Origin of the sequence: Hymenobacter rubidus, assembly GCF_016734815.1 — a bacterium.
Lineage (GTDB): Bacteria > Bacteroidota > Bacteroidia > Cytophagales > Hymenobacteraceae > Hymenobacter > Hymenobacter rubidus.
Genome location: NZ_JAERQF010000026.1, coordinates 1 through 12,321, shown reverse-complemented (window position 1 = coordinate 12,321; position 12,321 = coordinate 1). Strand labels below are relative to the sequence as shown.

General features: G+C 60.4%; 10 protein-coding genes. 3 read left to right on the top strand and 7 right to left on the bottom strand.

The annotated features are described in order from the left end of the window. Positions 1-64: 64 nt before the first annotated feature. From JKL48_RS16260 to JKL48_RS16250, 3 genes are all read left to right on the top strand, one after another. Positions 65-553, top strand: coding sequence for a hypothetical protein (locus JKL48_RS16260; protein ID WP_201984577.1), 489 nt, complete (start codon positions 65-67; stop codon positions 551-553). 201 nt (positions 554-754) lie between these two features. After that, positions 755-1,489, top strand: a complete 735-nt coding sequence (locus tag JKL48_RS16255; protein WP_201984576.1) for a YebC/PmpR family DNA-binding transcriptional regulator — start codon at positions 755-757, stop codon at positions 1,487-1,489. A 155-nt stretch (positions 1,490-1,644) separates the two neighbouring features. Continuing rightward, the gene (locus JKL48_RS16250) at positions 1,645-2,748 is read left to right on the top strand and encodes an acyltransferase family protein (protein ID WP_201984573.1); all 1,104 of its coding nucleotides are present in this window, start codon (positions 1,645-1,647) and stop codon (positions 2,746-2,748) included. 81 nt (positions 2,749-2,829) lie between these two features. On the opposite strand, the gene ftsZ is transcribed toward JKL48_RS16250, so the two are convergent. The 7 genes from ftsZ to murD form a co-directional block, all read right to left on the bottom strand. After that, positions 2,830-4,323, bottom strand: coding sequence for a cell division protein FtsZ (gene ftsZ / locus JKL48_RS16245; protein WP_201984570.1), 1,494 nt, complete (start codon positions 4,321-4,323; stop codon positions 2,830-2,832). A 136-nt stretch (positions 4,324-4,459) separates the two neighbouring features. Next, on the bottom strand, positions 4,460-5,866 hold the full coding sequence (gene ftsA, locus JKL48_RS16240) for a cell division protein FtsA (protein ID WP_201984567.1): 1,407 nt from the start codon (positions 5,864-5,866) through the stop codon (positions 4,460-4,462). Between the two features lie 84 nt (positions 5,867-5,950). Further along, positions 5,951-6,709: a cell division protein FtsQ/DivIB gene (locus JKL48_RS16235; protein WP_201984563.1), complete on the bottom strand. Its 759-nt coding sequence runs from the start codon at positions 6,707-6,709 to the stop codon at positions 5,951-5,953. Positions 6,710-6,879: 170 nt separating this feature from the next. Further along, complete coding sequence (murC, locus tag JKL48_RS16230; RefSeq protein WP_201984560.1) at positions 6,880-8,277, bottom strand: UDP-N-acetylmuramate--L-alanine ligase; 1,398 nt, start codon at positions 8,275-8,277, stop codon at positions 6,880-6,882. A 123-nt stretch (positions 8,278-8,400) separates the two neighbouring features. Then, the gene (gene murG / locus JKL48_RS16225; RefSeq protein ID WP_201984557.1) at positions 8,401-9,498 is read right to left on the bottom strand and encodes an undecaprenyldiphospho-muramoylpentapeptide beta-N-acetylglucosaminyltransferase; all 1,098 of its coding nucleotides are present in this window, start codon (positions 9,496-9,498) and stop codon (positions 8,401-8,403) included. 154 nt (positions 9,499-9,652) lie between these two features. Beyond that, entirely contained in the window at positions 9,653-10,846 is a 1,194-nt protein-coding gene (locus JKL48_RS16220) for an FtsW/RodA/SpoVE family cell cycle protein (RefSeq protein WP_201984550.1), read from the bottom strand. Positions 10,847-10,876: 30 nt separating this feature from the next. Further along, the gene (murD, locus tag JKL48_RS16215; RefSeq protein WP_201984538.1) at positions 10,877-12,250 is read right to left on the bottom strand and encodes a UDP-N-acetylmuramoyl-L-alanine--D-glutamate ligase; all 1,374 of its coding nucleotides are present in this window, start codon (positions 12,248-12,250) and stop codon (positions 10,877-10,879) included. Positions 12,251-12,321 lie beyond the last annotated feature (71 nt).

Here is a 12,321-nt window from a genome sequence, read left to right as displayed (position 1 = left end):
AACCCAAACCTGCCGCTGGCCCTACCTTCGGGGCTAGTTACCGAGGCATTTTTCTATCGATTCCGTGACGCTCCAACTTTCTCCACGTGTTCTGGTGGCTTTCGCCGGCCTGCTGCCCGTGCTCCTGCCCGCGGCCCGCGCCCAGACTCCCGCCCCCCCTCCTTCCTTCTACACGACCTATACTTACGCGGCCTACACCGTGTACGACACCACCAGCACCGACCCACCCACGCGCGTCGGTGGCGTGGGGGGCTGGCTCATTTTTCGCCCCAACGGCACCTATGAGAAACGCCTCAGCATCAGCGGGCGCAACGGCCCCATGTTCTTTCGGCAAGACGGCACTTTCACGCTGAAGGGCGACAGCATCCGCTTCGCGTTTTCCGACCTGAAAGGCCCCGATGTGCAGCGCGGCACCTTCCGCTTCGACCCCGCCACCCGGCACCTGAGCCTCACCATTCTGGGCTACCCCACCGGCAACCGGGGCGTGTATGAACTAGATGCCGCACCAGCGCCAGCGCCCCAGCCAAAACCCCGCCGCGCCCGCAGGAAATAAGCCGATGGCCTCGTGCAACGCCTGTCTTCCGTTGGCCCCCTATTGCGGCGCGAAGCCGGGGCATGGGTGCGCCGGCCACCCTCGCTTCTTTTGCGGCCCCCGTCGCTTCTGGCTAACTTGCGGCCCGTTTCAGAAATTGCCTTCGGCAACGCCCTGCAACGGTCCTGTTCATTGCTCACTGTTAACTGAAAACTGACCCTTATGGGACGCGCATTCGAATTTCGCAAAGGCCGCAAAATGAAGCGGTGGGATAAAATGTCGAAAGACTTTACCCGCATCGGCAAGGAAATCGTGATGGCCGTGAAAGAAAACGGCCCCAACCCCGACACCAACGCCCGCCTGCGCGCCGCCATGCAAAACGCCAAAGGCGTGAACATGCCCAAAGACCGGGTAGAAGCTGCCATCAAGCGCGCCAGCAGTAAGGAAGAAAAAGATTACCAGGAAGTTGTGTACGAAGGCTACCTGCCGCACGGCGTGGCCGTCGTCATCGAAACCGCTACCGACAACCCCACCCGCACCGTGAGCAACGTGCGCCTCATCTTCAACCGCAACGAGGGCACGCTGGGCACCGCCGGCAGCAGCGACTACACCTTCACCCGCAAAGGCGTATTCAAGCTGGCCGCCGAGGGCCTCGACCGCGACGAGCTGGAGCTGGAGCTCATCGACTTCGGCGCCGAGGACGTGTACGAAACCACCGAGGAGGACGAGCACGGCGCCGAGCACAAGTACATCGTGGTCGAAACCGCTTTCACCGACTTCGGCCAGATGCAAAAAGCCCTCGAAGCCCAGGGCCGCCACGTGGTGAGCGTGAACCTGCAGCGCGTGCCCAACACCACAGTATCGCTCAACGACGAGCAGCTCGACGAAATCATGACCATCATCGAGAAGTTCGAGGACGACGAAGACGTGCAGGCCGTGTACCACACCGTGGGCTAAACCATTCTGTATATCAGCGTTTTACCGGAACGTCATGCTGAGCTTGTCGAAGCATCTCTCCCGCAGCAGTAATCATTTACTCCCGTGGTAGAGATGCTTCGACAAGCTCAGCATGACGTTCTACTTTTACCGCTTCCCCGTTACTGATTATTCCCATGCCCAGCGCCGCCCCTTCGGCTTCCCCGGCCCCCGGCGGCTACTTGCCGGCGCTCACGGGGTTGCGGGCCATAGCGGCGTGGCTGGTATTTCTCGCCCACTACCCGTTTCCTCACCTGCCCGGTTCAGCTGCTGGCCGCGCCTTCTATTATTTCGTCGACGAATCGCACGGGCTGCCGCTGCTGCTGCTGCTCAGTGGCTTTCTCATTGCCCTGCGCTACGACACCGGTACACTCGATTTCCGGCCGCGGGGTGGCTTGCGCCGCTACCTGCAAAACCGTCTGGCCCGGATATACCCGCTGTTTGCGGTGCTCACGCTGGCCACGTTTGCGCTGCTCTGGCACTGGCATTCCGCGCAGGCTACTCCCGGCCTGTTGCTGCTGAATATCAGCCTGCTGCGCGGCTTTTTCGATGAGTACAAATTTACCGGCATTGGCCCGGCGTGGTCGCTCACCTTGCTGGAATGCTTCTACCTGGCAGCTCCTTTCCTACTGGCGTTGCGCCGGCGGGGCGTGGCGCTGTGGCTGCAGCCGCTGCTGCTGCTGGCGTTGGGCAGTGGCCTGGTTGCCCTGCTGGCGCCGCTGCACTGTCATGGGCTGTTCGGGTCCTACCCCTTCATGCTCACCTACACTTTCCTGGGTCACAGCCTGGAATTCTTCGTCGGGGTGTGGCTGGCCGGGCGCTACCAATCCGGCCGTTTGGGCCAGCCATGCAGCACCTGGCGTACCCACAGCGGCATTGTCCTTTGGCTGGCTGTCACGGCTGCGCTTGCCCTCGCGCAGGCGGAATTCCACAATCCCGAGCATCCCTTGGTGCTAGTCTTGAATCTGGTTGCGCTACCGGCCGCCGGCGGCTTGCTTTTTGCCGGCTTGCTCAGCGAGCATTCCTGGTTTCGGCGCTTGCTCAGCGGCCAGCTGTTTGCAGCGTTCGGGCGCAGCTCCTACGCCTTCTATCTGCTCCACGCCGGCCCGCTTTCCTTCTGGATATACGAGCGCCTCCCGGCCTTCCTATTGCTGCAGTTGCTGGCGGTGCAAGTGGTGTCGTATGCGGTTTACCAACTAGTTGAGAAGCCTGCGGCCAGATGGCTCCATCCGGACAAGTAGCGGTCCAAAAAGCCCTCTTGAAACAGCAAAAAGCCCCGTCACAAATTGTGACGGGGCTTTTTAATTTAATGGATTTACTGTTTAATCCACATTATCGTGCAGAAACCGGTTGTCTCCCAATAGCTCGTTATCGTCTGATAAGTTGAAGCGGGAGATGTTTTGAGCCGAGCTTGGCTCTACGTTCTCCAGTTTCACCTGGCGGCGTAGGTAAGCCGGGGTATCATATTGGCTTACGGCCTCGGGCGGCAGGCCACCGCTGAGCTCCTGCAAGCGGCGGCGCCGCTCCAGCGCCTGCGCATCCATGGCCGGCCGGGGCCGGTGGGCTTCCGGCGCCGACGTTGCAGGGATGTTTGTCGTCAGCACGGGCTCGCCGGGAGCCGTGGCCGGAATGCCAGCCAACGGCGGTGCATTATGCACCGAAGGACCATTCAAATCAAACGTGACGCGAGCCGGCTCCGACGAATTACCGAAGCTTGGCACAAACGGCGCCGAGGTAGGACCGGCCGCTGGGGCAGCGGGCGCGGCTGGCGCGCTGGGCTCCACCACCGGAGCAGCAGCTACGACTGGCTCCGACGTGCTAACCATTTTGGGCGTCGTAATGGAGTGCGCATCACGGGCAAACCCGGTAGCAATGACCGTGACGCGAATGCTTTGGCCCAGCGACTCATCAATGCCGTGGCCGAAAATCATTTCGGCGTCCTGACCGGCTTTCTCCTGGATGTACTCCGTGATTTCCGTCAGCTCGTCCATTTCCAGCTCGTGCTCGGCGCCCGACATGATGGAAAGCAGGATGCGCTGCGCCCCGTGAATGTCGGTGTTGTTGAGCAGCGGCGAGTTCAGGGCTTCCTCGGCGGCGCGGCGGGCGCGGTTTTCGCCTTCGGTCATGCTGCTGCCCATTACGGCGGCTCCGCTGTCCTTCATCACCGTTTTCACGTCTTCAAAGTCGACGTTCACATCGGCCGTCACCGTGATGATTTCGGCAATGGACTTGGCAGCCGTGGTCAGCACCGTATCCGCTTTGGCAAAGGCGGCACCCATCGTCAGGTTGCCGTAAATCTGGGGCAGCTTATCGTTGAGAATCACCAGCACCGTGTCGCAATGCTCGCTCAGCGCCTTGATGCCTTCTTCGGCCTGCTGGCGCTTCTTTTTGCCCTCAAACATGAACGGCGCCGTCACGATGCCCACCGTGAGAATGCCCAGTTCCTGCGCCACCTGCGCAATGACCGGAGCTGCGCCCGTACCCGTGCCACCGCCCATACCCGCCGTGATGAACAGCATTTTGGTACCCTGGTTCAGCAAGTCGCGAATTTGCTCCTTGCTCTCAATGGCAGCCTGACGGCCACGCTCGGGCCGGGCACCCGCGCCCAGGCCCTCGGTCAAATCAACCCCAATCTGAAGCTTATTGGGCACCGTCGAGCTTTGCAGGGCTTGGTGGTCGGTGTTGCAAATGATAAACTCTACATCCTTGATGCCTTGTTTATACATGTGCTTCACGGCATTGGAGCCACCGCCACCCACACCAATCACTTTAATGATGGACTTGTTCTGGGCGGGAATATCGAATTTGTAATTCATATATGGAATGGTTGAATGGGTGGATGGCCGAATTGTCAAATTGTAGATACACATGTCCAATAACCGGTGAACACGAACCCGTTACACCGCACTATCAAACAATTTATCAATTCAACAATCCGCCAATTCAACAGTCTTAGTAGGATTTATCGTCGTAGTCGTCAATCAGCAGCCCTTTGGTGCGGGTGATGATGTCCTTGAAGAAACGACTGGCGGCGCCGGGCTCCTTCACTTTGGCGGGCTGCGGCGCGGGGGCCGGGACAGCCGGCGCCGTAGCCCGCGTTTCGACGGGCGCTGGCGTAGCGGCCGGGGCTGGTTGCGGCGCGGCTGTGTAGGCCGGCGCAACGTGCTGCTCCTGGTGCTCGAAAGAGGTGCGCGACAGGTTGCGCTCGTCCAGCGAGTGGTAGCCCGACAGCACGAGGCCCACGGTAGTGGCATACATCGGCGACTTTACGGCCTCAATGCGGCTCTTGCCGAGGTGCTGGTTAGGATAGCCGATGCGCGTGTCCAGCCCGGTGATGTACTCGGTGAGCTGCTCCAGATTCTGGAGCTGCGAGCCGCCGCCGGTGAGCACAATGCCGGCCGACAGCTTGTCGTGCAGGCCCATGCGGTATATTTCGGCATACACCAGCTCCATGATTTCCGACATGCGGGCCTCGATGATGTACGCCAGGTTTTTCAACGACACCTCTTTCGGCGGGCGGTTGGGCAGGCCGGGGATGCTCACGATTTCGTAGTCGCTGGCTTCCTGGGCAATGGCTTTGCCGAACTTCACTTTCAGCTGCTCAGCTTGGCCGGGGGCCACGTTGCAGCCGGTTTTGATGTCCTGCGTGATGATGTTGCCACCGAAAGGCAGCACCGCCGCGTGGCGGATGATGCCATCCTTGAATACCGCCAAATCGGTAGTGCCGCCGCCAATGTCAATCAGGGCCACGCCGGCTTCCTTCTCCTCCTCCGAGAGGATGGACATGGAACTGGCCAGTGGTTCGAGAATCAGGTCGGCGATTTCGAGGCCGGCCTTGGTCACGCACTTGTTGATGTTGTTGATGGCCGTGCTTTGCGCCGTGATAATGTGGAAGTTGCCTTCCAGACGCACGCCTTCGTAGCCCACGGGGTCGGCGATGCCTTCCTCGTAGTCCACTTTGTAGTCCTGCGGCATCACGTGGATGATTTGCGAGCCGGGCTGGGTCACGAGGCGGTACATGTCCTGCGTGAGGCGGGCCACGTCGTCTGGACCAATGGTGTCGTGCGAGTTGCGGGTGATGCTGCCGTTGTGCTGGAGGCTCTTGATGTGCTGGCCAGCAATGCCGACGTTTACCACTCCAATGCTAATTCCGGACTGTTCTTCGGCCTGCCGAATGGCCCGTTTGATGGCATCTACGGTCTTGTCAATATTGAGCACGATGCCGCGCGAAACCCCTTCCGACACGGCTTTGCCCATGCCCAGGATTTCGAGTTTACCAAACTCATTTTTGCGGCCCACCAGGGCGCAGATTTTTGTGGTACCAATGTCGAGCCCGACGACGATTTTGTCTTGATGCATAAGAGCGGTGCTGGCGAGCAGTGAGGAATTCGTGGGTTGGAAATGAAGTTTTCTCGGCCTTACGACCTAGTTTTCAGCGAATTGCTATTCGCAGATAATCTGATTTTGGTATTCAACGTTGACGCGGTGGTACGTGTCCCACCCCAACACGGACGGAATTTGACGGTAAAATACCATAAGCTTGGCGAATTTTTCGGAAATATTTTCGGGCAGCCCAAATTCGATGCGCTGGTCCCCTACTTGCTGGGTAAACGACAACTTGCCGCCGGGCTCAATAAACACCTCCGAAACCTGCGCTTTCCAGAATTCATGCTCGTCGATGTAGCGCAGAAACTCCAGGTAGTGCCGCCCGGTGCTGTCTTGGAAAAATGCACTTGGCAGGCTGGCACCGCCGGCCCGCGCCACGGTGGCCACGTGGGCCGTGAACAAAGGCGAAAGCGGCAGCATGTGCCCCTCGGCGTCGACGTAGGTATCGAGGCGGGTGTCGGGGTGCGTGAGGCGGGCAATGGGGCGGTTTTGGCGCACATCGGCGTGCAGGTTGCCGGCCAGGTCGCGGTACACCTGCGCATCGCGCACGAAGGGATGGGCTTTCAGGCGACCTTCAAACTCCCGCAGGCGCGGGCCCTCGGGCATCGTGCCCAACACGGGTTCTTTGCCGCCCTTGGTGAGCAGGGCCGTTACGCCGCGCTCGCTGATAAAGTAATTATCGAACTCGTTGGCAATGTTGACGGTAACGGCGCTTACGGGACGAGACGCCTGGCGCAGGGCCGCGAACACGCCCAGCCCGCCCAGCACCAGGAGGCAAGCAGCGGCAACAAGAAAATTTCGAATGGTGCGGTCCAAAATAGGTGGAATGGTGTGGTGGAGTGGGGTATAATAGGAGCGTTATTAATACTCAAAGCCGTCGGCCGTCATGCTGAGCGCAGTCGAAGCATCTCTACTGCTGCGTTAAGTCGATTGAATTACTGTTGCGGTAGAGATGCTTCGACTGCGCTCAGCGTGACGTTTTTCGGCTACTTCCAACGCTCGGTCAGCATTGCTTTTAATTGCGGAACCAGGGTATCAATGTCCCCGGCGCCAACGGTGGCCAGCACGTCGAAAGAGTCATCGGTTTGGGCGGCGTGCAGCACCTGCGCTTTGGTTTGAATGGCTTTGGTAGGAGCGGTGATGGCGGCCAGCAGCAGGTCGGAAGTAATGCCCGGCAAAGGCTTTTCGCGGGCGGGGTAAATATCTAACAAAAATACCTCATCTGCAATGCTTAAGCTCTTGGAAAAGCCATCCGCAAAGTCCCGGGTGCGGGTGAACAGGTGGGGCTGAAAAATCACCCGCAACCGTTTGTGGGGATACAGGGCCCGGACTGAACGCAGGAAAGCCTCGATTTCGCGTGGGTGATGGGCGTAATCATCTAAATAAACGTGTTGCGGCGTGGTCACGACAAACTCAAACCGCCGCTTGACGCCGCGGTAGGCGGCCACGGCGGCGCGCAATTTTTCCTCCTCCACACCTTGCAGCTGCGCCACAGCGGCGGCGGCCAGCATGTTTTCCACGTTGTGATAGCCCGGCACGGCCAGTTCCAGCCCATTCACGATGCCATGGGGCCCGTGCAGGTCGAAGTGAAACTGATGGCCTTCGGCCGAAATGTTGGTGGCAAATAGCTCCGGCCCCTGCTCCGGCGTGAGGCCGTAGCGGATGACGCGGGTGCCAGCCGGCACCGCAGCCGCCACGCTGGCATCGGCGGTATGATTAATAATGAGTGTACCGCCGGGCTTTAGCTGCCTCACAAACTGCCGGAACGACTCTACCAACGACTCTTTATCGCCGTAGATGTCGAGGTGGTCGGCATCGGTGCTGGTGACAATGGCCACGTCGGGAAAGAGCGTGAGGAAACTGCGGTCGTACTCGTCGGCTTCCACCACAATGGGGGCGGCGGGCGTGGCAGGCAGCAGTAAGTTGCTGCCCAAGTTCACGGCAATGCCGCCCAAGAAAGCGCATGCATCAAGGCCGGCGTGGTGCAGCAGGTGGGCCACCATGCTGCTGGTGGTTGTTTTGCCGTGGGTGCCGGCCACCGCAATGGTGTAGCGCCCTTCGGTGAGCACGCCCAGCACCTGGCTCCGCTTGCGAATGTCGTACCCTTCGGCCCGCAGCCAGGCCCACTCCAGGCTCTCGGCCGGGATGGCGGGCGTGAGGACGACCAGCGTGGTGGCGCGGTTTTCGCGGATTTCAGCAGGGATATTTTCTACCGCGTCCTGGTAGTGAATGGCGATGCCTTCGGCAGTCAGCGCTTGCGTCAGGGGCGTTTCGGTCTTGTCATAGCCGCTCACGCTGTGCCCGTTAGCCCGGAACCAGCGCGCCAGGGCCGACATGCCAATGCCGCCGATGCCAAGGAAGTAAACGAAGGGAAACTGCTTCAATTGTCAGTGTTTTTGTTTTGTCGAAACGTCATGCTGAGCTTGTCGAAGCATCTCTACCGGGAACGGGCAGGTAAATAGTTGCTGCTGCACGCGAGATGCTTCGGCTGCGCTCAGCATGACGGTTTATTTCTTAATCAATTTCAGCAGCTCATCCACAATGGTGACGGTGGCGTTGGGGCGGGCCAGTTCCCGCACCCGGCTGCTGAGCTGCTGCTGCCGCTCGGAGTCGTCGAGTAGGCGCAGGGCTTCATCGTAGAGGCGCGCAGGGGCGTGCTCGTCGGTGATGAGCACGGCCGCCCCTTTGCTGACCAAGGCCAGCGCATTTTTGGTTTGATGGTCTTCGGCTACGTTGGGCGAGGGAACCAGAATGCTGGCCTTGCCGGTGAGGCACAACTCGGAAACCGACAGCGCGCCGGCCCGGCTGATGACAACATCGGCGGCCGCGTAGGCCAAATCCATGCGCTGAATAAATTCTAGGGCGTGGAGGTTGCTGGCTTGGTCGGCCTGCTGGCGGGCTTCGGGGAAGAAGAGCTTGCCGGTTTGCCAGAGCAATTGCACGCCGGCTTCGCGCAGGCGGGGCAGCGCGGCGGCCGTGGCCTGGTTGAGGGTGCGGGCGCCCAGGCTGCCGCCCACCACGAGCAGGGTTTTCTTAGCCGGGTCGAGGCCGAAGAATTTCAGGGCTTCGGCGCGGTCGCCGTGGGCAATTTCGGTGCGTACGGGGTTACCGGTTAGCACAAGCTTATCGGCGGGGAAAAACTTTTCCATGCCGTCGTAGGCCACGCATATTTTGTTCACGCGCTTGGCCAGGAGCTTGTTTACCAGGCCGGCGTAGGAATTCTGCTCCTGAATGAGCGAGGGAATCGCCCGCGACGTAGCCGCCAGCAGCACCGGCGCCGAGGCATAGCCCCCCACTCCGACCACGGCATCGGGCCGAAACTCCTCAATGAGCTTGCCCGCCTTGCGCACCGAGCGGAACACCCGCATTGGAAACAGGAGGTTTTGGGGCGTGAGGCGGCGTTGCAGGCCGGTGATGTCGAGGCCCACGATTTTGTAGCCGGCCTCGGGTACGCGCGTCATTTCCATGCGGCCGTTGGCGCCGACGAAGAGGATTTCGGCATCGGGCAAACGGCGGCGCAGCTCGTTGGCAATGGCCACGGCCGGGAAGATGTGCCCGCCCGTGCCACCGCCGGAAATAATGAAACGAAGAGGGGTATTGGTCATTTTTGGAGGAACGTCAGGCAGCTAACAAGAACGTCATGCAGAGCGTAGCGAAGCATCTTTACCGCAATAGTAAATCATTACTGCTGCGGTAAAGATGCTTCGCTACGCTCTGCATGACGTTCTTGTAGTTGGCAGGTCCTTTTTCATTGAGGCACTACGCATACGCCGCGCGCTGGCTGGGGATGCGCGCCGTCTCATCGGGCTCGCCGGTCATGGGGCGCACTTCGCGCTCGCCACGGCTCACGGCCAGGATGATGCCGATGCTGATGCCGGTAAAAATAAGGGAGGTGCCGCCCATGCTCAGCAGGGGCAGCGGCAGGCCGGTGATGGGGCCCAGGCCCACGGCCACGCCCATATTCACCAGCGCCTGCATCACGAGGCTGAAGCTGAGCCCCGCCGAGAGCAGCCCGCCAAAAGCGCCGTAACTGTTCATCACCGTTTTTAGCCCTCGATAAAGGAAGGCGAGGTAGAGCAGCAGCACCAGGGCGCCGCCAATCAGGCCATATTCTTCGATGATGATGGCGTAGATGAAGTCGGAATACGGGTGCGGCAGGATGTTGCGCTCGGTGCTTTTGCCAGGGCCTTTGCCCGCAATGCCACCGGTGGCAATGGCAATGTAGCTGTGTTCGAGCTGGAAGGGCGTTTTCTTGGTGGGGTCGGAGAAGTTTTCGAGGCGCGACTTCACCGTTTTCCAACGCTGCCCGCTGGCCAGGGCCGTGCCGCCCACCGTTACCCCAATGAGCACCATCACCAGCATCTGTTTGAGTGGAACCCGCCCGATAAACATGAGCAGCAGGCAGGTAGCAAACAGCAGCGAGGAGGTGGAAGCGTTGGTGAGGGCAATGAGGCCACAGATAACGCCCACCCACAGCATTACCGGAAAGAGCGTCGTCCAGAAGTCTTCCAGGTGCTGCTGGCGGCGGCTGAGCATACTGGCCAGGTGCGAAATCAGGGCCAGCTTGGCCAGGTCGGAGGGCTGAAAGGTCTGGTTGATAACCGGAATGGTCATCCAGCGCGAGGCGCCGTTGGTTTCGCCGCCCAGCAGGTAGGTAAACAGCAGCAGCGGCACCGAGATGAGCAGCGCGTACAATGCCAACCGCGAGTAGTAGCGGTAGTCGACGCGGTGCGCCAGCCACATCAATACCAGGCCGGCCACAATCAGGCTGCTGTGCTTGAGCACAATTAATTCGGCCGAACCCGCCCGGCCGCGCATCTCGTTTTTATACGCCAGCGTGCCGGTGGCCGAATACACCACCGCGACGCTGATGAAGGAGAACAGCAGCACGATGGCCCACAGAATGGGGTCGCCTTTGAGGTTGCGCTGCAGCCATTGTTTTGCGTTTTCCATAATCGAAAGGGTTAGCTGAGGTAGTTGAAATTATTCGGCGCCGGCCTCGCGCAACTCGGCAACCGCGGCGGCAAACTGCCGGCCCCGGTCTTCGTAGTTCTGGAACAGGTCGAAGCTGGCGCAGCAGGGCGAGAGCAGCACCACGTCGCCGGGGGCGGCCAGGGCGGCGGCGCGGGCCACGGCGTCGGTCATGCTGCGGGTTTCCTCCACGTGGGGCACCACGGCATCGAAGCTGGCGTGCAGCTTGGTGTTGTCGACGCCCAGGCAGATGAGGGCCTTCACGCGGTTTTCGGCCAGGTTGAGCAGGCTGCTGTAATCGTTGCCTTTGTCGGTGCCGCCGGCAATCCAGATAATGGGCTCGTGGATGCCGTCGAGGGCGTACCAAGCGGCCTCCACGTTGGTGGCCTTGCTGTCGTTGATGAAGCGGGCGCCGCTGATTTCGCCCACCAACTGCAGGCGGTGGTCGGCATTTTGAAAGGTCGCCAGGGCGCTTTCAATCTGCTTGGTGTCGAGGCCAGCCACGCGGGCCGCCAGCACGGCGGCCAGCGTGTTCTGGCGGTTGTGCTGGCCGATGAGGGGCGAATTGGCCGTGCTCAGCTCCATGCCGCCGTCCTCGTCCAGGCCCGGCGTGAGGTTGGTGCAAAGGGTGTGCTCGCCGGTATAGTATCCGGCCAAATGCACGTCGAGCCGGTGGTGCAGGCTGAACGGCAGCTGCCGCGTTTGCAGAAAGGCGGACTTAAAGTACTTGCCGGTCACCTCATCGTCGGCGTTGTAAATGAAGGCCCCGTTGCTGTCCAGATTGCGGGTGATGCGCAGCTTGGCCTGGGCGTAGCTTTCGAGCGAGTAGCCGTAGCGGTCGAGGTGGTCGGGCGTGATGTTGAGCAGCACCGCAATCCAGGGCTGGAATTCGTGGGTATCATCAAGCTGGAAGCTGCTCAGCTCCACCACATAGTAGTCGAAGGTATCGGCAATCACCTGCTCGGCCAGGGAGAAGCCCACGTTGCCGGCCAGGCCGACATTGAGGCCCGCCGATTTCAGCAAATGATAAATGAGCAGCGTGGTAGTGGTTTTGCCGTTGGTGCCCGTGATGCAGATGCACTTGGCACGGGTGTAGCGCCCGGCAAACTCAATCTCCGAAATAATCGGAATCTGCTTTTCGCGCAGGGCCTGAATGACCGGGGCTTTCTCCGGAATGCCGGGGCTTTTCACCACCTCGTCCGCTTGCAGAATGCGCTCCAGGGTATGCTGGTTTTCCTCGAACTCGATACCGGCTTGCGTGAGCTGCTGCTTATAATCGGCCTGAATGGCGCCGCGGTCCGACACGAATACCGTGTGGCCTTTCGCCTGCGCTAATAAAGCGGCTCCTACCCCGCTTTCGGCTGCTCCGAGAATGACGATGTTCATATTATTCAGGTAGGGTTTCTCGCGGAGGTCCGCAGAGGCGAACGCAGAGGTTCGCTGAGGCTATCCACTGC

Bases quoted from the DNA above. Each gene is read 5' to 3' on its own strand.
- JKL48_RS16220 (WP_201984550.1), bottom strand. From the start codon at position 10,846: ATGGAAAACGCAAAACAATGGCTGCAGCGCAACCTCAAAGGCGACCCC.
- JKL48_RS16250 (WP_201984573.1), top strand. From the start codon at position 1,645: ATGCCCAGCGCCGCCCCTTCGGCTTCCCCGGCCCCCGGCGGCTACTTG.
- ftsZ (WP_201984570.1), bottom strand. From the start codon at position 4,323: ATGAATTACAAATTCGATATTCCCGCCCAGAACAAGTCCATCATTAAA.
- ftsA (WP_201984567.1), bottom strand. From the start codon at position 5,866: ATGCATCAAGACAAAATCGTCGTCGGGCTCGACATTGGTACCACAAAA.
- JKL48_RS16255 (WP_201984576.1), top strand. From the start codon at position 755: ATGGGACGCGCATTCGAATTTCGCAAAGGCCGCAAAATGAAGCGGTGG.
- murG (WP_201984557.1), bottom strand. From the start codon at position 9,498: ATGACCAATACCCCTCTTCGTTTCATTATTTCCGGCGGTGGCACGGGC.
- murD (WP_201984538.1), bottom strand. From the start codon at position 12,250: ATGAACATCGTCATTCTCGGAGCAGCCGAAAGCGGGGTAGGAGCCGCT.